This is a genomic window from Streptomyces sp. CB03238 (genome assembly GCF_002099185.1).
Taxonomy (GTDB): domain Bacteria; phylum Actinomycetota; class Actinomycetes; order Streptomycetales; family Streptomycetaceae; genus Streptomyces.
The window spans coordinates 68,719-93,382 of the sequence record NZ_NBCN01000021.1; the positions used below are offsets into that span (position 1 = coordinate 68,719).

21 protein-coding genes are annotated in these 24,664 nt (G+C 74.1%); 17 read left to right on the plus strand and 4 right to left on the minus strand.

Annotation, left to right across the window (positions count from 1 at the left end; all coding sequences use genetic code 11):
- Window positions 1-55: 55 nt before the first annotated feature.
- Window positions 56-847 carry an SDR family NAD(P)-dependent oxidoreductase gene (locus BKD26_RS30285; protein WP_084904985.1) on the plus strand — a complete coding sequence of 264 codons (792 nt, stop codon included), beginning with the start codon at window positions 56-58 and terminating at the stop codon, window positions 845-847.
- On the opposite strand, the gene BKD26_RS30290 is transcribed toward BKD26_RS30285, so the two are convergent.
- Genes BKD26_RS30290 through BKD26_RS30305 form a run of 4 tightly spaced genes read right to left on the minus strand, consistent with a single transcriptional unit; the run spans window position 844 to window position 5,501 of the window.
- The gene (locus BKD26_RS30290; protein ID WP_084904835.1) at window positions 844-1,881 is read right to left on the minus strand and encodes a 2-hydroxyacid dehydrogenase; all 1,038 of its coding nucleotides are present in this window, start codon (window positions 1,879-1,881) and stop codon (window positions 844-846) included. The genes BKD26_RS30285 and BKD26_RS30290 overlap by 4 nt on opposite strands.
- 17 nt (window positions 1,882-1,898) lie before the next feature.
- Window positions 1,899-2,516 (minus strand): histidine phosphatase family protein, encoded by a 618-nt coding sequence (locus BKD26_RS30295; protein ID WP_084904838.1) that lies wholly within the window; start codon window positions 2,514-2,516, stop codon window positions 1,899-1,901.
- The gene (locus tag BKD26_RS30300; protein ID WP_084904840.1) at window positions 2,513-3,997 is read right to left on the minus strand and encodes an FGGY family carbohydrate kinase; all 1,485 of its coding nucleotides are present in this window, start codon (window positions 3,995-3,997) and stop codon (window positions 2,513-2,515) included. The genes BKD26_RS30295 and BKD26_RS30300 overlap by 4 nt, the downstream gene beginning before the upstream one ends.
- Window positions 3,990-5,501 (minus strand): FGGY-family carbohydrate kinase, encoded by a 1,512-nt coding sequence (locus tag BKD26_RS30305; protein ID WP_084904843.1) that lies wholly within the window; start codon window positions 5,499-5,501, stop codon window positions 3,990-3,992. Before BKD26_RS30305 ends, BKD26_RS30300 begins: the two co-directional genes overlap by 8 nt.
- A gap of 203 nt (window positions 5,502-5,704) precedes the next feature.
- Here BKD26_RS30305 and BKD26_RS30310 point away from each other — a divergent pair, with 203 nt between their 5' ends.
- From BKD26_RS30310 to BKD26_RS30385, 16 genes are all read left to right on the plus strand, one after another.
- The gene (locus BKD26_RS30310; RefSeq protein ID WP_179166762.1) at window positions 5,705-6,478 is read left to right on the plus strand and encodes a DeoR/GlpR family DNA-binding transcription regulator; all 774 of its coding nucleotides are present in this window, start codon (window positions 5,705-5,707) and stop codon (window positions 6,476-6,478) included.
- Window positions 6,479-6,757: 279 nt separating this feature from the next.
- The gene (locus tag BKD26_RS30315; protein WP_241518914.1) at window positions 6,758-8,101 is read left to right on the plus strand and encodes an MFS transporter; all 1,344 of its coding nucleotides are present in this window, start codon (window positions 6,758-6,760) and stop codon (window positions 8,099-8,101) included.
- Between the two features lie 2 nt (window positions 8,102-8,103).
- Complete coding sequence (locus tag BKD26_RS30320; protein ID WP_084904845.1) at window positions 8,104-8,283, plus strand: hypothetical protein; 180 nt, start codon at window positions 8,104-8,106, stop codon at window positions 8,281-8,283.
- Window positions 8,284-8,544: 261 nt separating this feature from the next.
- Entirely contained in the window at window positions 8,545-10,329 is a 1,785-nt protein-coding gene (locus tag BKD26_RS30325; RefSeq protein WP_084904848.1) for an N-acetylglutaminylglutamine amidotransferase, read from the plus strand.
- Window positions 10,302-12,443 carry a prolyl oligopeptidase family serine peptidase gene (locus BKD26_RS30330; protein ID WP_084904852.1) on the plus strand — a complete coding sequence of 714 codons (2,142 nt, stop codon included), beginning with the start codon at window positions 10,302-10,304 and terminating at the stop codon, window positions 12,441-12,443. The genes BKD26_RS30325 and BKD26_RS30330 overlap by 28 nt, the downstream gene beginning before the upstream one ends.
- 96 nt (window positions 12,444-12,539) lie before the next feature.
- Window positions 12,540-13,541 carry a glycosyltransferase gene (locus tag BKD26_RS30335; protein WP_084904853.1) on the plus strand — a complete coding sequence of 334 codons (1,002 nt, stop codon included), beginning with the start codon at window positions 12,540-12,542 and terminating at the stop codon, window positions 13,539-13,541.
- Window positions 13,538-14,062, plus strand: a complete 525-nt coding sequence (locus BKD26_RS30340) for an HAD family hydrolase (RefSeq protein ID WP_084904856.1) — start codon at window positions 13,538-13,540, stop codon at window positions 14,060-14,062. The genes BKD26_RS30335 and BKD26_RS30340 overlap by 4 nt, the downstream gene beginning before the upstream one ends.
- Window positions 14,059-15,066: a glycosyltransferase family 9 protein gene (locus tag BKD26_RS30345; RefSeq protein WP_084904858.1), complete on the plus strand. Its 1,008-nt coding sequence runs from the start codon at window positions 14,059-14,061 to the stop codon at window positions 15,064-15,066. The genes BKD26_RS30340 and BKD26_RS30345 overlap by 4 nt, the downstream gene beginning before the upstream one ends.
- 257 nt (window positions 15,067-15,323) lie before the next feature.
- Window positions 15,324-16,367: a glycosyltransferase family 9 protein gene (locus BKD26_RS30350; protein WP_241518915.1), complete on the plus strand. Its 1,044-nt coding sequence runs from the start codon at window positions 15,324-15,326 to the stop codon at window positions 16,365-16,367.
- Window positions 16,364-17,233, plus strand: coding sequence for a glycosyltransferase family 2 protein (locus tag BKD26_RS30355; RefSeq protein ID WP_084904863.1), 870 nt, complete (start codon window positions 16,364-16,366; stop codon window positions 17,231-17,233). The genes BKD26_RS30350 and BKD26_RS30355 overlap by 4 nt, the downstream gene beginning before the upstream one ends.
- Window positions 17,230-18,126, plus strand: a complete 897-nt coding sequence (locus BKD26_RS30360) for a glycosyltransferase (RefSeq protein ID WP_084904866.1) — start codon at window positions 17,230-17,232, stop codon at window positions 18,124-18,126. Before BKD26_RS30355 ends, BKD26_RS30360 begins: the two co-directional genes overlap by 4 nt.
- A gap of 57 nt (window positions 18,127-18,183) precedes the next feature.
- On the plus strand, window positions 18,184-19,278 hold the full coding sequence (locus tag BKD26_RS30365; protein WP_084904869.1) for a glutamate--cysteine ligase: 1,095 nt from the start codon (window positions 18,184-18,186) through the stop codon (window positions 19,276-19,278).
- Between the two features lie 203 nt (window positions 19,279-19,481).
- Window positions 19,482-20,450, plus strand: a complete 969-nt coding sequence (locus tag BKD26_RS30370; protein ID WP_084904871.1) for a UDP-glucuronic acid decarboxylase family protein — start codon at window positions 19,482-19,484, stop codon at window positions 20,448-20,450.
- A 39-nt stretch (window positions 20,451-20,489) separates the two neighbouring features.
- Window positions 20,490-22,157: a carbamoyltransferase C-terminal domain-containing protein gene (locus BKD26_RS30375; RefSeq protein ID WP_084904874.1), complete on the plus strand. Its 1,668-nt coding sequence runs from the start codon at window positions 20,490-20,492 to the stop codon at window positions 22,155-22,157.
- 16 nt (window positions 22,158-22,173) lie between these two features.
- On the plus strand, window positions 22,174-23,139 hold the full coding sequence (locus BKD26_RS30380; RefSeq protein WP_084904876.1) for a glycosyltransferase: 966 nt from the start codon (window positions 22,174-22,176) through the stop codon (window positions 23,137-23,139).
- Window positions 23,136-24,593, plus strand: a complete 1,458-nt coding sequence (locus BKD26_RS30385; RefSeq protein WP_241518916.1) for a glycosyltransferase — start codon at window positions 23,136-23,138, stop codon at window positions 24,591-24,593. Before BKD26_RS30380 ends, BKD26_RS30385 begins: the two co-directional genes overlap by 4 nt.
- Window positions 24,594-24,664: the final 71 nt, after the last annotated feature.

Below are 24,664 nucleotides of genomic sequence, written 5' to 3' on the forward strand. Positions count from 1 at the left end.
GGTACCCCATGATCAATCCGGTGAAACGGCGCCGATGGGTGGGTACCCGGCGCGCATGGACACCGTGAAACCGCTGGCGGTGGTGACCGGAGCCTCCAGCGGCATCGGCCTCGCGCTGGCCCGGCAGTTCGCCGACCACGGGTTCGACCTGGTGGTCTGCGCCGAGGACACGGCCCTGACGGCCGCCGCCGACGAACTGCGCGGCCGGGGCGCCGACGTCGTCGCCGTACGGGCGGACCTCGCCATGTACGACGGTGTCGAGCAGCTGTACGCCGCGGTCCTCGCGACCCGCCGCCCGGTCGCCGTCGCCGCGCTGAACGCGGGCGTGGGGCGGGGCGGGGCGTTCCTCGACGTCGACCTCGCCGACCACGCCCGGATCATCGACCTCAACATCAACGCGACGGTGCACCTCGCGCACCGGCTCCTGCGCGGCATGGCCGAGGAGGACGAGGGCCGGCTGCTGGTCACCTCGTCGCTGGCCTCGATGGCGCCGGGGACGTTCCAGTCCGTCTACAGCGCCTCGAAGTCCTTCCTCCAGTCCTTCGCGCAGGCCCTGCACAGCGAGCTGCGGGACACCGGGGTGAGCGTCACGTCGCTGATGCCTGGCGCCACGCAGACGCCCTTCTTCCGCCGCGCCGGCATGGCCGACACGCGCCTGGGGCGCATGGCGAAGGACGATCCGGCCCGGGTCGCCGAGGACGCCTTCGAGGCCCTGATGCGCGGCCGGGACAAGGTGGTCGCCGGGTCGGTGCGGACGAAGGTCCTGGGCGCGGCCACCAAGGTGCTGCCCGACCGTCTGAAGGCCGCCGGCCAGCGGTACCTCTCGCAGCCGCGCCCGAAGCGTTAACGCACCTCGGGGTTGGCGCAGTGGGCGAGCGGTTCGCCACGGAGGAAGCGGGCCGCCTCGGCCGCCACGATCCGGGCCGCCTTGTGGGCCACTTCCCGGCTGGCGCCCGCGATGTGCGGGGTGAGGACGACGCCCGGTGTGGACAGCAGCCGGGCGCCGGCCGGGACCGGCTCGGCGGGGAACACGTCGAAACCGGCGCCCGCGAGCCGTCCCGAGTCCAGCGCGTCGCACACGGCCTCGTAGTCGACGAGCGCGCCGCGCGCGCAGTTGACGAGCACCGAGCCGGGCGGCATCGACGCGATCTGAGCCGCCCCGATCATGCCCTTGGTCTCCTCCGTCACGCGCGCGTGCAGCGAGACGATCCGGGAGCGGCTCAACAGCTCGTCCAGCGGGACGAGTTCGGCGATGCCCTGCACCGCCTCGGGCGTGACGTACGGGTCGTGCACCAGGATCTTGGCACCCATGGCGACCAGGACCCGCGCCACACGTGAGCCGATCGCGCCGAAGCCGACCAGGCCGACGACCGAGCCGTCGATCTCGATGCCGCAGTTGTCGTAGTCGTAGTAGTCGCCGCGCCAGGTGGCGTGCTTGAGGTCGGTGTGGACGTCGCCGATCCCCCGCGCGGCGGCGAGGATCAGGGCGAGGGTGTGCTCGGCGGTGGCGACGGCGTTGCGGCCCGGCGCGTAGCAGACGGCGACACCATGGCGGGTGGCTGCCTTCAGGTTGGCGTTGACCGGGCCGCCGCGGCTGACGCAGAACAGTTCCAGGTCGGGGCAGGCCGTGAGGATCCGCTCGGTGAGCGGGGCCATCTGGGTGAGGCAGATCCGTACGCCGCGCAGCGCCTCGATCAGCTCGTCCTCGGTGCCGGACGCCTCGTCGACCTCGGCGACCGGGCCGAAGGGCGTGTGCGGCCATGGGAGTTGGATCTGCCGTACGTCGAGGTCGGCGCCGGGCGGCGCGGCGGCGCGGAGTTCCTCGTCGAGCAGCCGGGGCAGGACGAAGTGGTCGCCGGCGGCGAGGACGGTGGTGGTCACGGTGATGCTCCGATGGGTCAGTGGGTGAGGAGGGCGGGCGCGTTGAGCCGCAGCAGGGAGGCCTGCCTGCCGGGCAGCAGCCGCAGTTCGGTCAGGGCGCCGTTCTCCAGGGCGGGGAAGACCTGGCGGTAGCGGGCGAGCGGGATGCCGAGCAGCTCGCACAGCACCAGGCGTACGAGGGTGGAGTGGGCGACGACGAGGACGCGGCCGTCGGGGAGTTCCCGCGCGACGTCCTCCAGGCAGGCGATGGCCCGGTCGGCCGCCGCGACCGGGTCCTCGCCGCCGGGCAGGTGGTGGGTGACCGGGTCGTTGAGGAAAGCGGCGAGCGCGTCGGGGAACTCCTCGGCCATCTCGCCGCGCGTGAGCCCGTCGCCGCGCCCGAAGTCCACCTCGTACAGCCGCTCGTCGACCCGGGGGGTGAGGCCGAGCGCGGTCGCGGCGGGTTCGGCGGTGAGGCGGGCGCGGGACAGGGGCGAGCAGAGGACGGCGTCGAGGTGCTGTCCGGCGGCCCAGGCGCCGAGCGTGGCGGCCTGTTTGTGGCCGAGCTCGGTCAGCGGTACGTCGGTGCGGCCCGCGTAGCGGTTCTCCGCGTGCCACTCGGTCTCGCCGTGGCGTACGAGGATGAAGTCGGTCACTGCTCGGCCTTTCTGCGGGCGTGCGCCGCGACGGCCTGGTCCAGCCGGCCGCGTCGGGTCAGTTCGTCGACGAAGTCGAGGTAGACGGGGGTCAGCCGGGCCGTGCGGGAGGGGTCGGGGGTCAGGTGTCGGCGGACGCGCACCATGGCGGCCGCGGCCTGTTCCAGCGTGGCGCCCGAGGCGGTCGAGGCGAGCACCGCCATGCCGGTGGCGCTCTCGGCGTGTTCGGGGAGGGTGACGGTGCGGCCGAGGACGTCGGCGCGCAGCTGCGACCAGTAGGCGTTGCGGGCGCCGCCGCCGGTGAGGGTGAGCGGGCCGTCGACGGGGGCGCCGAGGTGGTCGAGGTAGTCGAAGCAGAGGCGTTCGACACAGGCCACGCCGAGCAGCAGGGCGTGGAACTCCTCGGCGTCACCGGACGGGTCGCCCAGGACGAACGGGGTGGCGTCGGGCGCGCGGAACGGGAACCGTTCGCCGCCCTCCCCCGCCAGGGGGTAGGTGACGGCGGTGGAGCCGGTGGCGGCGGCCTGCCGGGTGAGGGCGTCGAGGTCGGCGCCGGGGAAGCGCCGGGCGATGGCTCCGGCGCCGCTGCTGGACGCGCCGCCGGGCAGCCAGGTGCCGCCGGGGCCTCGGTGGCAGTAGACCACTCCCCCGGGGTCCCGGACGAGGTGGGGACTCACGCCCTTGAGGACGAGGGTGGTGCCGAGGACGGAGTTCCAGGCGCCGGGCGTGAGGGCCCCGGCGCCGATCTGCGCGGCGCAGCCGTCGGTCATGCCCGCGACGATCGGCGTGCCGGCGGGGATGGATGTGGCCCTGGCGGCGTCGGCGCCAACCGTGCCGATGACGGTGCCGGGCCGGACGACGTCCGGCAGCAGCCCTGCCGGGACGCCGAGCCTGGCCAGTTCGTCGTCCGGCCAGCGCTCGGCGACCAGGTGGTAGCCGGTCTTGAGGGCATGGCTGGCGTCGCTCGCGACCTGGTGCCCGGCCAGCCGCCAGGTGACCAGGTCGGCCTGGTGCAGCAGCCGGGCGTCGGGGAAGTCGGTGTTGTCCAGCAGCCACAGCAGTTTGGGCAGTGCCCAGGACGGCTGCATGGTGCGGTAGCCCAGCTCCTGCCAGATCTCCTCGCCGTCCTTGTTGACGCGGGGCGTGTACGCGCGGGCGCGCCCGTCGTCGTACATGAGGCCGGGTGTCAGCGGTCTGCCCCGCTCGTCGGCGAGGAGGACGGTGCCGGAGGTGGCGTCGACGGCCAGGCCCCGGACGCGCTCGGGCGCGACTCCGGTCAGGGCCTCGCGGCAGGCGGCGGCGAGGGCGGACCACCACTGCTCGGGGTCCTGTTCGTGGCGTACGCCGTCGCGGTGGCCGGTCAGCGGACGGGACGCGGCGGCGAGGAGCCGGCCGGTGCCGTCCACGGCGACCGCCCGGGCGCTCTGGGTGCCGAGGTCGAGGCCGAGGTGGACGGCGTCGGCCGTCAGGGCGTCAGACATGCGGTGCTTTCTGTACGTCGGTGGGGGCGGGCGACCAGCCGAGGGAGCGGGCGGCGCCGCGCCAGGTGAGGAACGACTCGTAGAGCCCGTCGTAGAACGCGCCGCGCTCGGGGTCGGGCTCCCAGCCGGAGCGCATGCGGACGTACTTCGCGGCCGCGTTGTGCATGCTGCTCTCGGCGCCGCTGAGGACGAGCCCGGTCAGGAACGCGCCCTTCGCGCCGAGTTCGGTGTCGGCGCTGCGGGCCGTGGGCACGCCGGTGACGTCGGCGATGAGCCGACACCACTGGTCGCTGGCGGACCCGCCGCCGCACAGGCGCAGTTCGTGGACGTCGGTGCCGGATGCCCGGAGGCAGTCGCGGACGACGAGCGACAGGCCCTCGAAGACCGCACGGGCGAGGTCGGCGGGCGTGTGGTCGAGGGACAGGCCCCAGAAGGTGCCGCGGGCGTGCGGGTCGAGGAAGGGGGCGCGTTCCCCGGCGGGTGAGAGGTACGGCAGGAACGCCGGCCCGCCGGGCGCGGGTTCGGTGCCGAACGCCAGCTCGCCGAGGGCGGCGGGCCCGTCGACGGCGAGGAGGCGGGACGCCCAGTCGAGGACCTCGGTGCCGGAGAGGGTGGGGAAGGCGCGGAGGATGCGCTCGCGGCCGCGGTAGGCGATGTTGATGCCGCACGGTTCGCCGCTCGTGTCCACCTGGCGGGTGACGATCTCGGTGCACAGGGTGGTGCCGAGGATGGCGCACGCCTGGCCGGGATTGACGACGCCGGCGCCGCGGGCGGTGGCGGCGATGTCGTAGGGGGCCATGACGACGGGCAGGCCGGCCGGGAGGCCCAGTTCGCCGGCGGTGTGGTGGGTGATCTCGGCGATGCGCTCGTTCTCGCCGAGCACCCTCGGCAGGAGGCGGGCGTGCGGGTCGAACCCGAACAGGCCGATGATCGCCGGGTCGTAGGCGCCGGTGGTGTGGTCGAGGAAGGGTGCCGAGGCGTCGGACTCGTCGATGGCCCTCACCCCGGTCAGCTTCAGGAACAGCCAGCCGGCCGCCGTCAGCGCCGTACGGGAGCGCTCCAGGCGTCCGGGGTCGTGGGCGGCGAGCCAGCTGATCACCGCGTTGGGCATGCCGCTGCAGGTGAGGGAGCCGTTGCGGCGGTAGGCCTCCTCCAGGACGCCGTCGGCGGCCCAGCCGGTGAGCAGGTCACCGGCGCGGCCGTCGGACCAGAGGACGGCGGGCCCGGTGGGGCGCCCCTCGGCGTCGACGAGCCAGCAGCCGTCGCCCTGGGCCGTGAAGCTCACCAGCCAGACCGGGTCATGGCCCGGCCCGAGCTGGGAGAGGGCGCTGCGTACGGTGAAGACCACGCCGTTCCACACCGCGTCCATGTCCTGCTCCGCCCAGCCGGGGCGGGGGCGCAGTACTTCGGTGCCGATACGGGAAAGCGCTATTTCCTGCCCCTGGTCGTCGAAGACGACCGATTTGATGACGGACGTACCGACGTCGATGGTGAGAACCGACATGACTGGAATACCTGCCCCTTCACTCGCGGACGTCAGGTAAACGCGCGGCCGGGCGGAGCGTCAATCGGCCGCGCGATTATCCCGTGACCGGCCGTGGCCGCCGTGTGAGATCCCGGCCCCGCGCCGCTCGGCCGGGCGACGACACCGTGCTGCCGTGTTAAGTTCACGTGAGATTCGCACCGTGTGGCAAGGAGCAGGACGCCATGACCCGTATGGACGCCCAGGAGGAGCGGCGGCGCACGCTGCGCGAGCTGGTGACCGCGAAGGGGTTCGTGCGGACGAACGACCTGGCCGACGAGTTCGGCGTGAGTGTGATGACGATCCACCGCGATCTGGACGCGCTCCAGGCGCAGGGCTGGCTGCGCAAGGTGCGGGGCGGGGCGAGCTGTCTGCCGTCGACGCAGTTCCACGGCAGCGTGAGCGAGCGCATGACGACGATGGCGCAGACCAAGCACCGGCTGGCGCGGGCCGCCGCGGAGCTGCTGGCGCCCGGGCAGATCGTGATGCTGGACGACTCCACCACCTGTCTGAGCCTGGCCCAGCAGATGGCCGACCACACACCGCTCACGGTGATCACCAACTCGCTGCCGGCCGTCACCGCGCTGTCGAGGGAGCCGGGGGTCTCGCTGATCGCCCTCGGGGGCACGTACTTCCCGGCGTACGACGCCTTCATGGGGCTGCACACGGCGCACAGTGTGGAGTCGTTCCGGGCGGATGTGCTGTTCATGTCGACGACGGCGGTGACCGGGGGCCGCTGCTACCACATGTCGCCCGAGACGGTGCAGGTCAAGCGGGCGATGATGGCGTCCGCGGCGCGCCGGGTGCTGCTCATCGACCACACCAAGTTCGCCAATCAGGGGCTGTACGCGCTGGCGCCGCTCACCGACTTCGACCTGGTGCTGGTGGACGACGCGGCACCGGCGGCGGAGGTGCGGCGGCTGCGGGACATAGGCGTGGACGTGCGGACCGTCGAGTGAAGATCACAGACGCCACGTGAAGGTAACACCGACTTAACCCGGTGGCCGGTTCGGCGTCATGCCGAGACAGGGCCTTTGACCTGCCGTGATGAGTGCTGTCCGGCAGCCCGGGACACCGCCGCTCCATCGATTTCACGCCACGGCCGGGATGCGTCACGGGGTTTTTCTCCCGCTCATTGACCCTTCTCACACGGTCGTTTCATCGTGACGCCTCAGCGCACCGCTCCCCGCGCTGCTCTCACCGCGCTTTCCGCGACTTTTTCGAAAAAGGTGGTTCTCGTGGCCGTCGTTCTGGATCCGTCGTCTTCCGCCGAAGAGACACCCGCGAGGCATTGGCTGGACAGGATCGGCATTCCCAAGGCGCTCGCCTGGGGATTCCTGGGCGTGCTCATCTTCATGATCGGAGACGGTGTCGAGTCCGGTTACCTGTCCCCCTACCTCCTGGACGAGGGCATGTCCAAGGAGCGGGTGGCGCTGCTGTTCAGCGTCTACGGCGTCACCGCGAGCGTCGCCGCCTGGTTCTCCGGCGCCCTGTCGGACCTGTGGGGTCCGCGCCGGGTGATGATGCTGGGCCTCGGCATCTGGGGCGTGTTCCAGGTGGTGTTCCTGGTCTTCGCCGTCCCCACGGTCGACTTCTGGCTCCTGCTGCTCTCCTACGGGCTGCGCGGCTTCGGCTATCCGCTCTTCGCGTACGGCTTCCTCATCTGGGTCACGGCGGTGACGCCGAAGGCCCGGCTGGGCTCGGCTGTGGGCTGGTTCTGGTTCGCGTTCACGGGCGGGCTGCCGACGCTGGGGTCGCTGGTCGCCAGCTTCGCGGTGCCGCGGGTCGGCGCGTACAGCACGCTGTGGCTGTCGCTCGGGCTGGTCCTGGCGGGCGGCCTGATCGCCCTGCTGCTGGTGCGCGAGCCCACCGGCAGAAGCCGGCTCGCCCCCGCCGGGGAGCGCCCGGTCGCCACCCTGATCGGCTCGCTCGCGATCATCTGGCGCAACCCGAGGATCGGTACGGGCGCGGTCGTGCGGGCCATCAACACGGCGCCGCAGTTCGGCTTCCTGGTCTTCCTGCCGGTCTTCTTCACCGACACGCTGGGCTTCTCGCTCAGCGAGTGGCTCCAGCTGCTGTCCGCGATGTTCGCCACGAACATCTTCTTCAACCTGATCTTCGGCGTCGTCGGCGACCGCATCGGCTGGCAGCGCACCGTCGCCTGGTTCGGCGGGGTCGGCTGCGCCGTGACCACGCTGCTGCTCTACTACGGCACCGTGTCGGCGGGCGACAACTACGCCCTGGCGATGGTGCTGGTGAGCCTGTTCGGCGCGACGCTCGCCGGTTACGTACCGCTGTCGGCGCTGATGCCGTCGCTGGACCCGGCCCACAAGGGCCAGGCGATGTCGGCCCTCAACCTGGGCGCCGGAGCCAGCACCTTCCTCGGCCCGGCCCTGGTGGGCGTCTTCCTGGGGCCGCTGGGGGTCCAGGGCGTGATGTGGATCTTCGCGATGCTGTACCTGGCGAGCTCCGTCATGGCGCTGTTCCTGAAGCTGCCCGACCCGGTAGCGCCGGGGGCGCCGGGGTACTCGTCCCGCCCCGGCCCGGCATCGCGGGCACGGAACGAGTCGCCGGAGGCGTAGCGATGAGTGATGCGTGGGACTACCCGACCCCCTCCCAGGCGGAGGGCGAGCGCGAGCGCGAGCCGGGTATGGACGAACACCCCGACGTGGCCCGTTCGACTCCGTCCCAGGCGGAGGGCGAGCGCCTCGCCAATGAGGAGGAGCAGGAGTCCGGCAAGGACAAGGGCATGGACACGAGATAAGACGGTCGGCGATCGGTGAGGGGCGGGCGCCCGGCAGGCGCCCGCCTCTCGTCGACGAGGCTCCAGGCATGCCCGGCGATCAACGGGGCACCCGGCCGGATGGAGCGGGTCGCCGCGCACGGCCGGGACAGACGGCAGGTAGGGGTGCCCCGCTCCCCGTCTTCGAGGAGTTGTGGTGACTGATTCATATGGGGTTGAGGAGGACGCTGAGGTCCCGGATGTGCTGGGGGCGGCGGATACGGCACGGCGGGGAGGTGCCGTATGTGTGGCCTGAGTGGGGAGATCCGCTTCGACGACCGGCGGCCCGATGTGGCCGCGGTGGAACGCATGACCGACCGGCTGGCGGCCCGGGGGCCGGACGGCCGGGGCATCTGGTCACAGGGGCCCGTGGCGCTGGGCCATCGCCGCCTGAAGATCATCGATCTCTCGGAGCGCGGCGCACAGCCGATGACGGACACCGAGGCCCGGCTCACCGGGGTGTTCAACGGGTGCGTGTACAACTACCAGGCGGTGCGCGCCGAGCTGCGCGCCCTGGGGCACCGGTTCTTCTCCACCTCGGACACCGAGGTGATCCTGAAGGCCTACAGACAGTGGGGCACGGACTGCGTCGACCACTTCATCGGCATGTTCGTGTTCGTCATCGTCGAGAACGACACCGGCCGGGTGGTGCTGGCCAGGGATCGGCTGGGCATCAAGCCCCTGTACCTGGCCCACGCGCCCGGCCGGCTGCGGTTCGCCTCGACGCTGCCCGCCCTGCTCGCGGGCGGCGGCATCGACACGTCGCTCGACCCGGTCGCGCTGCACCAGTACCTGAGCTGGCACGCCACGGTGGCGGCGCCCCGCACGGTGCTCGCCGGGGTGCGCAAGCTGCCGCCCGCGACGGTGCGGGTGGTGGAGCCGGACGGCTCGTACCAGGACCGCTGCTACTGGCAGCCCTCGTACACGCGCCGCCCCGAGTTCGCCGGCATGGACGCCGGTGACTGGCGGGACGCGGTGCTGGACGCGCTGCGGACGGCGGTGCGCCGCCGGATGGTCGCCGACGTGCCGGTCGGCGTGCTGCTCTCGGGCGGTCTCGACTCGTCGCTGATCGTGGCGCTGCTGGCCGAGGAGGGACAGAAGGACCTGGCCACGTTCAGCGTCGGATTCGAGGCGGAGGGCGGCGAGGAGGGCGACGAGTTCACCTATTCGGACCTGATCGCCCGGCGCTACGACACCGACCACCACCAGCTGATGGTGCCCTCCGACCGGGTGTCGACCGCGCTCGACGCGGCGATCGCGGCCATGAGCGAGCCGATGATCAGCCATGACGTGGTCGCCTTCCACCTGCTGTCCGAGCTGGTCTCCAAGGAGGTCAGCGTCGTCCAGAGCGGTCAGGGCGCCGACGAGGTGTTCGCCGGCTACCGCTGGTACCCCGAGATGGCCGCCGTCGAGCGGGAGCGCGAGCCCGAGAGATACGCCGACGTGTACTTCGACCGGCCGCACTCCGACATGGCCCGGATCCTCCAGCCGCACATGCTCACCGACCACGACGTCTCCAGCCGGTTCGTACGCGAGCACATGGCCGCGCCCGGCGCCGAGACCGCCCTGGACGCGGCGCTGCGGCTGGACACGCACGTGATGCTGGTCGACGACCCGGTCAAGCGGGTCGACAACATGACCATGGACTGGGGCCTGGAGGCGCGCACGCCGTTCCTGGACCACGAGCTGGTGGAGCTGGCCGCGGCCTGCCCGCCGGAGCTGAAGCTCGCGCAGGGCGGCAAGGGCGTGATCAAGGACGCCGGACGGGCGCTGCTTCCGCGCGAGGTCGTCGACCGGCCCAAGGGGTACTTCCCGGTGCCGGCGATCCGGCACATGGCGGGTCCCGTGCTCGAACGGGTCCGTGAGGCGTTGTACGCGCCCGAGGCGAAGGCACGCGGTCTCTTCCAGGAGGAGTACATCGCCGAGCTGCTCGCCGCCCCCGACGACCACCGTACGAAGCGCGGGGCGAACGCCCTGTGGCACGTAGCGTTGCTGGAGATATGGCTGCAGACGCACAGGATCAGCTGACCGGAGCGACACCACCGGGCGGCGCCACGTCGGCGGCACCCTTGCTGGTGCCGCTCGCCGACGCGGCAGGCCTGCGGGACACCCCTCAGCCGCTGGTCTCGCACGGCTGCTGGTATCCGTCGGCGGACCCCACCGGCGAGCACGTGGCGTTCATCTGCGACCGGACCGGGGTGCCACAGCTGTGGACCGGGCCCGTGGACGGACGGTTCGACGGGGAGGGCATCCACCTGCTCGACTCCGACCCCGACCCCGTGACCGAGGTGGCGTGGTCGCCCGACGGGCGCTGGATCGCTTACACGGTCGCCCCCGGCGGCGGCGAGCACACCCGGGTGCTGTGCGTACGCCCGGACGGCACCGGACGGCGGATCGTGGCGGGCGCGGACTCGGGGAGCTCCGCGTACCTGGGGTGCTGGGCGCGTGACGGCTCGGCCGTGGCGGTCACGGTCGCCGAACCCCCGCTGTCGCTGGGCGGCCCGCCCGACCGCGAGGACGCCGCCGTGGAGGAGCCGGAGGCCTTCGGGGAACTGCCCGCCGACTGGGCGGGACGGGACGGCCACGCCACCCTGCTGGGCGGCGCGCACCGGGGCGAGGTCGGCCCGAAGGACGCGGGACCGGAGCTGGACGGTGCCGTGAGGGACCGGCTGAGCGCCTACCTGGTCGATCCGGACGGGGTCCGGTCGCCCGTGCTGGTGGCCACCGAGTCCGGGGCCGCGACGCTGCGGGTGTGCGACGTCAGCCAGGACGGGCGGTTCGCGCTGGTGCGCCGGGGGCCGCGCGGGCGGCGGGAGGCCGTGGTGGTGCGTACCGCCGACCTGGGCACGGGGTCCGTTCTGCGGGTGGCCGACGGGGACCCCTGGATCGGCCGGTTCTCGCCGGACGGCCGCACCGTGTGGCTGCGCAGCGACCACGAGCGGGAGTTCGCGGCGCTGCTGGCCGCCGGGCTGGACGGCGAAGGGCTGCGGACCGGACTGTCCGTGGTCGCCGAACGGGAGGGCAGCGACCTCGAACTGCTGGCGTTCGCCGAGGACGGGCGTACCGCCGCGCTCGCCTGGAACGTGCGGGGCGCGAGCGAGTTCCGGACGCTGGCACTGCCGGTGACCGAGCCGGCCGCGCCCGCGCCCAGCGGCGGCGCCACCGGAACGGCGCCGCCCCACGGGGTGGCCCTGCCGCACGAGGTGGTGACCCGGATCAGCCGGGCCGGGCCGGGCGGGCTGGTGCTGGCCCTGTCGGGTTCGCAGCGGAAGCCGGGCGTGTGGTGGGTGTCCGGGACGGCGTCCCCCGCCCGCACTCCCTGGTCGTCACGGGACGAGGACGCCGTACCGCCGGGGCGGCCGCCCGTGCGCCCGGCACCGCTGCGGCCCGCCGCGCGCGACGGGCTGGTGCTGGGCGGCTGGTACTACCGGGCGCCGGGGCGCGCCGAGGGCCGGCCGGCGCCGTGCGTGATCCACCTGCACGGCGGCCCGGAGGAGCAGGAACGGCCGGTGTTCGAGCCGCTGTACCACGAGCTGACCGGGCGGGGCCTGGACGTCTTCGCGCCCGACGTGCGCGGCTCCTCCGGCTACGGGCGGTCCTTCGTGGACGCCGACCTCGGTACGGGGCGGTTCGCGGCGATCGAGGACGTCGCCGACTGCGTGGCGCACGTGGTCCTGACCGGGCGCGCCGACCCCACGCGGCTGGCCGTGATGGGCCGCTCGTACGGCGGTTACCTCACGCTGGCCTCGCTGGTGTGGCACCCGGAGCTGTTCCGTACCGGCGTCGCGGTGTGCGGGATGTCGGACTTCGCGACGTTCTTCGCCGGGACCGAGCCGTGGATCGCGGAGTCGGCGGCCCACAAGTACGGCCACCCGGTGCGCGACCGGGAGTTGCTGCGCGCCCTGTCCCCCATGAGCCGGATCGACGAGCTGCGCGTACCGCTGCTGGCGGTGCACGGCGAGCACGACACCAACGTGCCTCCTGGCGAGTCGGAGCAGGTCGTGCGGGCGGCGCGGGAGCGGGGGCTCGCGGCGGAGCTGCTGATGCTGCGCGAGGAGGGCCACGATTTCCGGCGGGCCGACAACCGTCGGCTGTTCCGCCGGACCGCAGCCGACTGGATGGAGCGGCATCTGACCGGCTGAGCCGTGCGACGGCTCTGCCATGCGCATAAAGTGACCGAAGACGGGCATTCCGTATGTCGCTTCGGAAACCGACCCAGGATGTGGAGGCGCGGACGCATGATCCCCTCGCTCGCCTCGTACGCCGTGGTCGTCCCCACCATCGGACGGCCCTGCCTCGTCGACGCTCTCGCCGCGCTGGCCTCCTGCGAGGGGCCCGAACCGAGCCGGATCGTGCTGGTCGACGACCGCCCGGGTCCGCCGGGCGGCCCACTGCCACTGGAGGCGCTGGGGGCGCTCGCGGACCGCGCCCTCGTCCTGCGCACCGGCGGCCTCGGGCCCGCGGCGGCCCGCAACGCGGGGGTGCGCGCCGTGGAGGAACCATGGACGGTGCTCCTCGACGACGACGTACGGGTCAGCGCGTACTGGCGCGAACAGCTCGCCCGCGACCTGGCGGAGGCCTCCCCCGACACGGGCGGCGTGCAGGGCGTGGTCCGGGTGCCGCTGCCCGCCGACCGCCGCCCCACCGACTGGGAACGCAACACGGCGGGCCTCCAGGGCGCCCTGTGGGTGACCGCCGACATGGCCTACCGCACCGAGGTGCTCAAGGCGGTCGGCGGCTTCGACGAACGGTTCCCCCGGGCCTTCCGTGAGGACGCCGACCTGGCACTGCGGGTCATCGACGCGGGCTGGCGGATCGTACGCGGCGAACGGCGCACCGAGCATCCGGTGCGGCCCGCCGACCGGTGGGTGTCGTTGCGGCTCCAGAAGGGCAACGCGGACGACGCGCTGATGAAGCGGCTGCACGGCCCCGACTGGTGGGAGCGGGCCGCGGCGCCGCGCGGCCGGATCCGGCGGCACGCGGCGGTCACGGCGGCGGGCGTCGGTGCCCTGCTCCTCGCCGCCACCGGACGGCGGCGGGCCGCGCGCCTCGCCGCGGCGGGCTGGGCGCTGGGCACGGCGGAGTTCGCGCGGGCGCGGATCGCGCCGGGCCCGCGGACGCTGGACGAGATCGTGACCATGACGGCGACGAGCGCGCTCATCCCCGCCGTCGCCACCTGGCACCGGCTGTCCGGGGAGCTGCGCCACCGGTCGGCGGAGGCCTGGGACGGCGTCCTGTGACGCGCCCGGCGGCGGTGTTGTTCGACCGTGACGACACGCTCGTCGAGGACGTCCCGTACAACGGCGACCCGGAGAAGGTCCGCCCCATGCCCGGCGCCCGGGAGGCGCTGGGGCTGCTCAGGGAGCGCGGGCTGCGGCTCGGGGTGGTCTCGAACCAGTCGGGCATCGGGCGCGGAGTGCTGACGGAGGCCGACGTCCAGGCGGTCAACGCACGCATAGAAGCCTTGTTGGGCCCCTTCGACGCGTGGGTGCACTGCCCGCACCTACCGGACGACGGCTGCGGCTGCCGCAAACCGGCGCCGGGCCTGGTCGTGGAGGCGGCACGCCTCCTGGGCGTGCGGCCCGAGGAGTGCGTGGTGATCGGCGACATCGGCTCCGACATGGGCGCGGCGCTGGCTGCGGGCGCGCGGGGGGTGCTGGTGCCGACGGCGCGGACGCTGCCGGAGGAAGTGGCGGCCGCGCCCCACGTGTGCCGGGACCTGCTGAGCGCGGTACGACACGCGCTGGGGAGGCGGCCATGAGGGCGCTCGTCGTGCGCCTCGACAGCTTCGGGGACGTCCTGCTGGCCGGGCCCGCCGTACGAGCGGTCGCCCACCGGGCGGACCGGGTGACGCTGCTGTGCGGGCCGCGCGGGGCACCGGCCGCGCGGCTGTTGCCGGGCGTGGACGAGGTGCTGGTGTGGGACGCGCCCTGGGTGGGCTTCAGCCCGCCGCCCGTGGAGCGCGCCGACATCGACCAGGTGGTGACCCGTATCGCCGCCGCGCGCGCCGACGCCGCGCTCGTCCTGACGTCGTTCCACCAGAGCCCGCTGCCCGCCGCGCTGTTGCTGCGCATGGCGGGCGTCGGGCACATCGCCGCCGACAGTGTGGACGCCCCCGGTTCACTGCTGGACGTACGCCATCGGCGGGCGCCGCGCGCCCATGAGGCCGAGGCGGCATTGGACCTCGCCGGGGCGGCGGGCTTCCCCCGGCCGCCGGGCGACGACGGGCGGCTGCGCGTCCGCCACGCGCCGGGCGCGCCGGAACTGACCGGGCCGGGGCCGTACGTGGTGGTCCACCCGGGCGCGAGCGTGGAGGCCCGGCGGTGGAGCCCGGAACGGTGCGCCCAAGCGGTGCGGCTGCTGGCCGGGGCGGGCCACCGGGTCGTCGTCACCGGCGGGCCCGACGAGCGGGAGCTGACCGCGCTGGTCGCGGGCCGGGACGGGCTGGACCTCGGCGGCCGGACACAGCCGCCGCAACTGGCCGCGGTGCTGGCGACGGCCGGTGCGGTGGTCACCGGCAACACCGGCCCCGCGCACCTGGCGGCGGCCGTCGGCACCCCGATCGTCTCCCTCTTCTCACCGGTCGTCCCCGCCGAACGCTGGGGCCCGTACGGCGTCCCGCACGTCCTGCTGGGCGACCAGGCGGCACCGTGCGCGGACACCAGGGCCCGGGAGTGCCCGGTGCCCGGCCATCCGTGCCTGGACGGGGTGACGGCGGAGGACGTACTGGCGGCGGTGGAGAAGCTGCTCAAGGCCGGGGAATGAGCCCGGGGACCCACCGGCCCGCAGCCGCGCGACGGCCGGAGTGGGGCCGTGCAGGGTCGTCCCCGCAGAGGTTGGCGGCGCCGGGCGGGCTCCCTGTCCGACGTACCCAAGGCCGCCGGCCTCGAGGAGACGAGCCCGGAGGGGCCACGCCCCCCATCCACTGGGGGTGGCCGTCACCCGGCACCGCGCCAGATTCCGGCCGGCCGGTTGTATGCAGCCGTCCCGCAGAGCCGGACGGGCGGGCACAACGGCCACGGGTGCTCGTGCTGCGGGCGCTCGGCCTCGGTGATCTGCTGGCGGGGGTGCCGGCGCTGCGCGCGCTGCGGCGGGGCTTTCCGGGGTACGAGATCGTGCTGGCCGCGCCGGAGCAGTTGGCGGCGCCCGCGGCCGCGTCGGGGGCGGTGGACCGGCTGCTGCCGGCGTCGGCGCCCGGGAGGGCCGTACCGGTGCGGCTGGAGTGGGAGGGGCCGCCGCCGGACGTGGCGGTGGATCTGCACGGCAACGGACCGTCCAGCCACCGGCTGCTGCAACGTATGCACCCACAACGACTGCTGGCGTTCGCGCACCCCGGGACGCCGGAGATCGCGGGGCCCGGGTGGCGGGCCGACGAGCACGAGCGCGCCCGGTGGTGCCGGCTGCTGGAGTGGTACGGCATCCCGGCGGACCCGGCCGATCTGCGGCTGCCGGTGCCCGGCGTGCCGTCCCCCGCGCCCGGCGCGGTGGTCGTGCACCCGGGCGCCGACTCGGGGGCGCGGCGCTGGCCGGCGGAGCGGTACGCGGCGGTGGTGCGGGGGCTGCGGCAGCGCGGGTACCGGGTGGTGCTGACCGGCGGGCCGGGCGAGGACGAGTTGCTGGACCGGGTACGGGACGGAGCCCTCCAGCCGGACGACCACGAGGCTGCCGGGCCGCTCGGCACGTCGGCCCCGCGTGGCCCCGCCGGGGCGGCCGCAGCCGGTGGGCGCGCCGGGGAAGGGGGCGTGGACGGCGACGTCACCGTGTTCCGGGGCGGGCTGCCGTTCGAGCGGCTGGCCGCCCTGTTCGCGGGCGCGGCGGCCGTGGTGAGCGGCGACACCGGCATCGCGCACCTGGCGGTGGCGTACGGCGTCCCCTCCGTCACCCTGTTCGGCCCGGTATCACCCGGATTGTGGGGCCCGCCTCCGGGTACGCGGCACGTGGCGTTGTGGCACCCGGGGCCGCCGGGCGACCCGCACGGGCGGGAGCCCGACCCCCGGCTGTTGCGGATCCGGCCCGACGACGTCCTGAAGGCCCTGTTCGACCACCCGGAGGTACCGCGCCCGTGACCGCCGACAGCCGCACCACCGTCGTCGTGATCACCCACAACCGGCGTGACCAGCTCCTGGCGACGCTCGACCGCCTCGCCGCGCTGCCGGAGCGACCACCGCTGATCGTCGTCGACAACGCCTCGACCGACGGCACGCCGGAGGCCGTCGCCGACCGCCACCCCCAGGTCACGGTGCTGCCCCCGGGGCTGAACCTGGGCGCGGCGGGCCGCAATATCGGCGTACGGCACGCCCGTACGCCGTACGTGGCGTTCAGCGATGACGACTCGTGGTGGGAGCCGGGGGCGCTGGGGCGCGCGGCGGATCTGATGGACCGCCATCCGCGGCTGGGGCTGCTCGCCGCCCGTGTCCGGGTCGGCCCCGACGGGGAGCCGGACCCGCTGAACGACCAGCTCGCCGCCTCCCCGCTGGAGCGCGTCGCCGATCTGCCGGGGCCGCCGGTGCTGGGCTTCCTGGCGTGCGCCGCCGTGGCCCGGCGGGAGGCCTACCTGGAGGCGGGGGGCTACCACCCGATCCTGTTCCTGGGCGGTGAGGAGACGCTGCTGGCGTACGACCTGGCGGCGCGCGGCTGGGGCGTGTGCCACTCCCCCGACGTGGTGGCCGTGCACAGCCCGGTCGGCGGGGTGCGGCCCGGCCGGCCCGCCGTCCAGCTCCGCAACGCGGCGCTCACCGCGTGGCTGCGCCGCCCGCTGACGGTGGCGCTGCGGCACACGCGAGGGATCGCCGTACGGGCACGGCGGGAGCCGGAGGCCCGGGAGGCGCTGCGCGACCTGCTGGGCCGGCTGCCCGCCGCGCTGCGGGAGCGCCGGCCGCTCCCGGCGGCCGTGGAGGCGGCGGCCCGGGCCGTGGAAGGAGCCGTGGCGTGACGGACGGCCGCACGACCGTCGTCGTGATCACCCACAACCGGCGCGACGAGCTGCTGCGTACGCTGGGCAAGCTGGCCGCGCTGCCGGAACGCCCGCCGGTGATCGTCACCGACAACGGCTCGACGGACGGCACCGCGGAGGCGGTCGCCCGGCTCCACCCTGAGGTCACGCTGCTGACGCCGGGCCGGAATCTGGGGGCGGTGGGCCGCAATCTCGCGGTACGCCGGGTCCGTACGCCGTATGTCGCCTTCTGTGACGACGACTCCTGGTGGGAGCGGGGGTCGCTGGCGTACGCGGCGGATCTGCTGGACCGGCACGACCGGCTGGGGGCGGTCACCGCGCGGATCCTCGTCGAGCCGGACGGCCGGGAGGACCCGATCGTGGCCGAGCTGCGCGACTCGCCGATCCAGGGCCCGGACTGGCTGCCCGGTCCCGCGCTGGGGTCGTTCCTGGCGGCGGCGACGGTGCTGCGGACGGAGGCGTTCCGGGCGGCGGGCGGGTTCAGCGAGCGGATGTGGCTGGGCGGCGAGGAGGAGCTGCTCGCCACGGATCTGGCGACGCAGGGCTGGTGGCTGGCGTACGTGGCGGGGATGACCGTCCACCACGCGCCGTCGGTGGCGCGCGACCCGACGCTGCGGCGGGTGCACGGGCTGCGCAACACGCTGTGGTTCTGCTGGCTGCGCCGCCCGGTGCGGCCCGCGCTGCGCCGGACGCTGGACCTGGCGCGTACGGTTCCGCGCGACCGGGCGTCGCTGCGGGCGTTCGGGCTGGCGCTCGCGGGGCTGCCGTGGGTGCTGCGGGAGCGGCGGGTGGTGCCGCCGGCGGTGGAGGCGCGGCTGGGTGTGCTGGCGGAGTCGCAGCGCACGTCGACGGCTCGACGCTATGTGGGCTGACCGGGTGAGCTGATGATGTCCGATTCATCCGATCGTTCGGAGGGTACCCGGGGCGACATGATCACCATTGGGGTCGAGGAAGAGTACTTGCTGCTCGATCCGGACACGTGCCTGCCGGTCCCGCTGGCGGACCATGTACGCGCGGCGGCCGGTCTTGAGCCGATCGTCGAGGACGCGGAGGTCCAGTCGGAGCTGCTGCAGGCGCAGGTGGAGGTGGCCACGCCGGTGTGCACCGACCTGGAGGAGGTCGGCGGCCATCTGCTGCGGCTGCGCCACGCGCTCGGCACCGCGGCGGAGAAGAACGGCTGCCGGATCGCGGCCTGCGCGACGGCCCCCTACCGGGAGGTGGCGCCGGTGCCGGTCACGCAGAAGGCCCGCTACCTCGCGATGCGCTCCCAGGCACCGCAGCTGGTGGCCGAACAGCTCGTCAACGGGATGCATGTGCACGCGGCCGTGCCGGACCGGGAGATGGGCGTCGCGGTCCTGAGCCGGATACGCGTCTGGCTGCCCGTCCTGGTCGCCATGTCGGCCAACTCGCCCCTGTGGGACGGCAAGGACACCGGTTTCGCCAGCTGGCGCACGGTGATCTTCGGGCGCTGGCCGGTGAGCGGCCCGCCGCCCTCGTTCACCTCGCTCGCGGACCACGAGCGACGGGTGCAGTCGCTGCTGGACACCGGCATCATCACCGACACCGGCCAGCTGTACTGGCAGGCCCGGCTGTCCGACAAGTACCCGACCATCGAGGTGCGGTGCGCGGACGTGCAGCTGCGCGCGGACGCGGCGGTCATGTTCGCCGGGATCGTCCGCGGCCTGATCGCCACGGCCATCCGGGAGGAGAAGGCCGGCCTGCCGCTGCCGCAGTGCCCGCCGGAACTGCTCCAGGCGTCGAACTGGCACGCCGCCCGCCATGGTCTGAGCGGCCTGCTGGTCGATCCGGAGGGCAGGGCGCGGCGGGCGGGCGACGTGCTGTGCATGCTGCTCGACCACGTCACGCCCGCGCTCGACGAGGCCGGTGACAGCCGCGAGGTGGCCTCGCTGGTGCACCGGCTGCTCCAGCAGGGCACGCCGGCGGACCAGCAGCGCCGGGCGCTGGCGGAGGGCGGCCTGCCGGCTCTGGCGGAGCTGATCACCAGCGAGACCGTCGCGCCCTGATCCCGTCCGACCTGGGCGTATGAGCCCGTCGGACCGTCCCGGGAATACCTGCCGACGCCTCTGGCGCGGCCTCCGTCACCGTGCGTGACCACTCGAACGGCTCACACCACCGCGCCCCCGGCCCCCGTACGGCCGAGCCTGGTCGCAGGTGCAGGGGGCACTGGAGCGTCGTTCGCGTTCCGCACTCGTACGGAGGAGACCGCATGAACACCGCTTTCTCACGCAGCTGGAAACACGCCGTCGTCACCGGCGGCGCCGGCTTCGTCGGTTCGCACCTGTGCCATGCGCTGCTGGACTCGGGCACCGCCGTCACGTGCGTCGACGACTTCAGCACCGGGCGGCCGGAGAACATATCCGACCTGCTCGGCCACCCCGGCTTCACGCTCGTCGAGGCGAACGTCTCCGAGCCCTTCTCCGTCGACCGGCCGCCCGACCTGGTGCTGCACTTCGCGTCGCCCGCGTCCCCCGCCGACTATCTGCGCCTCCCGCTGCACACGCTGGACGCCGGCAGCCTCGGCACCCGCCACGCGCTGGAACTCGCGCACCGCTCCGGCGCCCGCTTCCTGCTCGCCTCCACCTCCGAGGTGTACGGCGACCCCCAGCAGCACCCCCAGAACGAGCGCTACTGGGGCAACGTCAACCCGGTCGGCCCGCGCAGCGTGTACGACGAGGCCAAGCGGTTCGGCGAGGCGCTGACCACCGCCGAGGCCGAGGTGCACGGCACGGACGCCGGCATCGTACGGCTGTTCAACACCTACGGTCCGCGGATGCGCGGCCACGACGGCCGGGCGGTCCCCACCTTCGTACGCCAGGCGCTCGACGGCGAGCCCCTCACGGTCACCGGCGACGGGCTGCAGACCCGGTCGCTGTGCTACATCGACGACACCGTGCGCGGCATCCTCGCCGCGGCGGCCCACGGCCTGCGCGGCCCGGTGAACATCGGCAACCCGACCGAGATCACCATGCTGGAACTGGCGCGGCTCGTCATCGAACTGACCGGCTCCGACTCGGAGATCCGCTTCATCGCACGGCCGACGGACGACCCGGCCGTGCGCTGCCCCGACATCACCCTGGCCCGCGACAAGCTCGAATGGGAGCCGGTGGTCGGTGCCGAGGAGGGTCTGCGGCGCACCATCGCCTGGTTCCGCGACCACGCGGACACCGACTCCTGACGCTCCCCTCCCCCGACTCGCCGAAAGGCCTGGGACCCCATGCGCATTCTCGGAATCAACGCACTCTTCCACGATCCCGCCGCCGCGCTGGTCATCGACGGCCGCACCGTCGCCGCCGCGGAGGAGGAGCGGTTCTCCCGCCGCAAGCACGGCAAGCGACCGGTGCCGTTCTCGGCCTGGGAACTGCCCGAGAAGGCCGCCGCCTGGTGCCTGAAGCGGGCGGGCCTGCGCCCCCAGGACCTGGACGCGGTGGCGTACTCCTTCGACCCCGAACTCGCCCGGCCCGCCGACGAGATGGGCCTGGACGACCCGTGGGACCACCTGCGCCTGACGTACGCGCGGGAGGCGCCCGGCTTCCTCAAGGCGACGCTGCCGGGCCTGGACCCGGGCATCGTCCGCTTCGTACCGCACCACATGGCGCACGCCGCCTCCGGTGCCTTCGCCGCCGAGGGCGCCGACACGTCGTCGGTGCTGGTCCTCGACGGGCGGGGCGAGCGCGCTTCGCACCTGGCGGCGCGCCGTGTCCACGACCGGCTGGAGGCGCTGTACGCGCAGGAGCTGCCGCACTCGCTGGGGCTGGTCTACGAGGAGCTGACCGACCACCTCGGGTTCCTGCGCTCCTCCGACGAGTTCAAGGTGATGGCGCTCGCCTCGCACGGCCGGCCCCGGATGCTGCCCGAGCTGCGGCGGTACGTGTACCCGACCGGTGACGGCGGGTTCCACGCGACCGGGGTGCCGTGGGCGGAGCTGTGCCCGCGGCGCCGCCCCGACGAGGCGTGGACGCAGGACCACGCGGACATCGCCGCCGGCGCGCAGGCCGTGCTGGAGGAGACGCTGCTGGACCTGGTGCGCTGGCTGCACGGCCAGACCCACGACGGCGTCCTCACCCTCGCCGGGGGTGTGGCCCTCAACTGCGTGGCCAATTCGCGCATCGCGCGCGAGGGCCCGTTCGACCGGGTCTGGGTGCAGCCCGCGGCCGGCGACGCCGGTACGGCGCTGGGCGGGGCGCTGCTGCTGGCGGCGGGCGGCGGGGACGATCCGGATCCGATGCCGGGCGCGGACCTGGGGCGGGACTGGTCCGACGCGGAGCTGGGCGCCTGGCTGAAGACGGCCGCCGTCCCGTTCGACCGGCCGGCGGACATCGCGGAGACGGTGGCCCAGGCACTGGCGGACAACGCGATCGTGGCCTGGTTCCAGGGGCGTTCTGAGTACGGGCCCAGGGCGCTCGGGCACCGCTCGCTGCTGGCCCACCCGGGGCACGCGGGGAACCTGGAACGGCTCAACGACGTGAAGGGGCGCGAGCAGTTCCGGCCGGTGGCGCCGATGGTGCTCGCGGACCGGGCGGCGGAGATCTTCGACGGCGTGATCCCGAGCCCGTACATGCTCTTCGTGCACGACGTGGCGCCCGAGTGGCGGGAACGCATCCCGGCCGTGGTGCACGTCGACGGCACGGCGCGGATCCAGACCGTCGACCGGCAGGCCGAGCCGCTGGTGGCACGGATGCTGACCGAGTTCGAGCGGCGCACCGGGCTGCCGGTGGTGGTCAACACCAGCCTCAACACGGCCGGCCGGCCCATGGTGGACGACCCGCGTGACGCCCTGGAGTGCTTCGGCTCGTCGCCCGTCGACCTGCTGGCCATCGGCCCGTACGCGGTGCGGCGCGGGGACTTCTTCCGCTCCGACGACACCGACGACGCGGCGCGGTGAGGGGAGGAGACGGCTCATGAACATCCTGCTGTGGCATGTGCACGGGTCCTGGACGACGGCGTTCGTCCAGGGGCCCCACACCTACCTGGTGCCGGTACTTCCGGACCGCGGTCCGGACGGACGCGGCCGGGCCCGTACGTTCACCTGGCCCGACTCGGTACGGGAGGTGACGCCCGAGCGGTTGCGGGACGCGCCGGTGGACCTGGTGGTCCTCCAGCGGCCGCACGAGTTCGAGCTGGCCGAGCGCTGGCTGGGCGGGCGCCGACCGGGCCGTGACGTACCGGCGGTGTACCTGGAGCACAACGCGCCCGACGGGAACGTCCCCGACACCCGTCATCCGTGCGCCGACCGCACCGGCCTGACGCTGGTGCACGTCACGCACTTCAACCGGCTGTTCTGGGACAGCGGTTCGGCACGGACCGAGGTGATCGAGCACGGGATCGTCGACCCGGGGCACCTGTACACCGGGCGCCTGGCGCGGGCGGCGGTCGTCGTCAACGAGCCCGTGCGGAGGGGTCGTTACACCGGTACGGATCTGCTGCCCGCGCTGTGCGAGGCGGCGCCGCTGGACGTGTTCGGCATGCGTACCGAGGGTCTCGCCGCGCACCTGGGCGTACCAGAGGAGCGGTGCCGCGGCGCCGACCTGCCGCAGCGGGAACTGCACGCGGCGATGGCGGAGCGCCGGCTGTATCTGCATCCGGTGCGCTGGACATCGCTGGGCCTGTCCCTGCTGGAGGCCATGCACCTGGGCATGCCGGTCGTGGCGCTGGCCACGACGGAGGCCATCGAGGCGGTGCCGGCCGGCGCCGGGACGCTGTCGACGCGGCCCGAGGTGCTGGCGCGGGCCGCCCGGCGCTACCTCGACGAGCCGGAGGCGGCGGCCGAGGACGGCGCGCGGGCCCGGCAGGCGGCGCTCGAACGGTACGGGCTCAAACGCTTCCTGAACGACTGGGAGCGCGTGATGACGGAGGTGCGCTCATGACATCCCTCGACCCCCTGGATCCCATGGACACCGGCCCGGGCCACCGCCGCCGGGTGGACGCCGGCGCGCTCGACGACGTGTTGGATGACGCCGACGGGCTCGGCGACATCGACGCCGAGGCCGAGGCGATCGAGGCCGAGGCTCTGGACGCCGGGGCCATCGACGTCGACGCTCTGGATGCCGAGTCGGTCGACATCGACATCGGTGCGGGCGGCCGGACCGGAGGCGGCCGCCACGGGCTGTCCATCGCGCTCGTCTCCGAGCACGCGAGCCCGCTCGCCGTGCTGGGCGGCGTCGACGCGGGCGGCCAGAACGTGCACGTCGCACGCCTCGCGAGCGCCCTCGCCGATCGCGGCCACCGCATCACCGTCTACACCCGCCGCGACTCCCCGGACCTCCCCGACCGGGTGATGCTGCGCCCCGGCGTCGAGGTGCGCCACGTGCCCGCCGGACCGCCCGAGCCCATCCCGAAGGACGAACTCCTGCCGTGCATGGCGGCGTTCGGCCGCTGGATGGCCCGCGAGTGGCGGACCCGGCCACCCGATCTGGTGCACTCGCACTTCTGGATGTCCGGCGTGGCCTCGCTGCGGGCGACCCGGGAGGCACGCCTGCCGTTGCTGCACACGTACCACGCGTTGGGAACGGTGAAGCGGCGCCACCAGAAGCAGGCCGACACCAGCCCGCCCGAGCGCATCGCCCGCGAACGAGAGGTGGGCCTGGGCTGCGACCGGGTGATCGCCACCTGCCACGATGAGGTCTTCGAGCTGAGCCGGATGCGGATACCGACCGACAAGGTGGGTGTCGTGCCGTGCGGCGTGGACACCGAGCAGTTCCGACCGGACGGCCCGGCCGCCGAGCGGGACGGCGGTGCCCGGTACCGGCTGCTCCAGTTGGGCCGCCTGGTGCCCCGCAAGGGCGCGGCGGTCTCCATCACGGCGCTCAGCCGGCTGCCCGACACGGAACTCCTCGTCGTCGGCGGCCCTCCGGCCGGCCGGCTCGACGCCGACCCGGAGGTACGCCGGCTGCGGGAGGTCGCCCGGCTGGCCGGCGTCGCGGACCGGGTCCGGTTCACCGGCGGCGTCGCCCCCGAGGACGTGGCGCCGCTGTTGCGCAGCGCGGACGTGGTGCTGTGCCCGGCGGACTACGAGCCGTTCGGCATCGTGCCGCTGGAGGCCATGGCGTGCGGGCGGCCCGTCGTCGCCAGCGCGGTGGGCGGACAGCTCGACACCGTCGCCGACCCGGACACCGGACGGCTGGTGCCGCCCCGCGACCCCGACGCGCTGGCCCGCGCGGTCGGCGAACTGCTCGCCGATCCCGCGCTGCGGGCGGCGTGTGGGGCGGCCGGCCGCCGCCGGGTGCTGAGCCGGTACGGCTGGGCGCGGGTCGCGGCGGCCACCGAGAAGGAGTACGCCGCGGTGCTCGCCGCCCGGCCCGCCGTGACGGGTGTGGCCTGACCGGCCCGACCACGGTCCAGCCGTACGACGAAGTCCGAAGGAGGTGTGGGCCCCGCCGCCGTCCCCCAGGG

What these genes read in the sequence shown, in the direction of transcription:
- BKD26_RS30375 (WP_084904874.1), top strand. Translation starts at nt 20,490, where the DNA reads ATGCGCATTCTCGGAATCAACGCACTCTTCCACGATCCCGCCGCCGCG.
- BKD26_RS30320 (WP_084904845.1), top strand. Translation starts at nt 8,104, where the DNA reads ATGAGTGATGCGTGGGACTACCCGACCCCCTCCCAGGCGGAGGGCGAG.
- BKD26_RS30385 (WP_241518916.1), top strand. Translation starts at nt 23,136, where the DNA reads ATGACATCCCTCGACCCCCTGGATCCCATGGACACCGGCCCGGGCCAC.
- BKD26_RS30310 (WP_179166762.1), top strand. Translation starts at nt 5,705, where the DNA reads ATGACCCGTATGGACGCCCAGGAGGAGCGGCGGCGCACGCTGCGCGAG.
- BKD26_RS30335 (WP_084904853.1), top strand. Translation starts at nt 12,540, where the DNA reads ATGATCCCCTCGCTCGCCTCGTACGCCGTGGTCGTCCCCACCATCGGA.
- BKD26_RS30365 (WP_084904869.1), top strand. Translation starts at nt 18,184, where the DNA reads ATGATCACCATTGGGGTCGAGGAAGAGTACTTGCTGCTCGATCCGGAC.
- BKD26_RS30345 (WP_084904858.1), top strand. Translation starts at nt 14,059, where the DNA reads ATGAGGGCGCTCGTCGTGCGCCTCGACAGCTTCGGGGACGTCCTGCTG.
- BKD26_RS30300 (WP_084904840.1), bottom strand. Translation starts at nt 3,997, where the DNA reads ATGTCTGACGCCCTGACGGCCGACGCCGTCCACCTCGGCCTCGACCTC.
- BKD26_RS30330 (WP_084904852.1), top strand. Translation starts at nt 10,302, where the DNA reads ATGGCTGCAGACGCACAGGATCAGCTGACCGGAGCGACACCACCGGGC.
- BKD26_RS30380 (WP_084904876.1), top strand. Translation starts at nt 22,174, where the DNA reads ATGAACATCCTGCTGTGGCATGTGCACGGGTCCTGGACGACGGCGTTC.
- BKD26_RS30370 (WP_084904871.1), top strand. Translation starts at nt 19,482, where the DNA reads ATGAACACCGCTTTCTCACGCAGCTGGAAACACGCCGTCGTCACCGGC.
- BKD26_RS30305 (WP_084904843.1), bottom strand. Translation starts at nt 5,501, where the DNA reads ATGTCGGTTCTCACCATCGACGTCGGTACGTCCGTCATCAAATCGGTC.
- BKD26_RS30285 (WP_084904985.1), top strand. Translation starts at nt 56, where the DNA reads ATGGACACCGTGAAACCGCTGGCGGTGGTGACCGGAGCCTCCAGCGGC.
- BKD26_RS30325 (WP_084904848.1), top strand. Translation starts at nt 8,545, where the DNA reads ATGTGTGGCCTGAGTGGGGAGATCCGCTTCGACGACCGGCGGCCCGAT.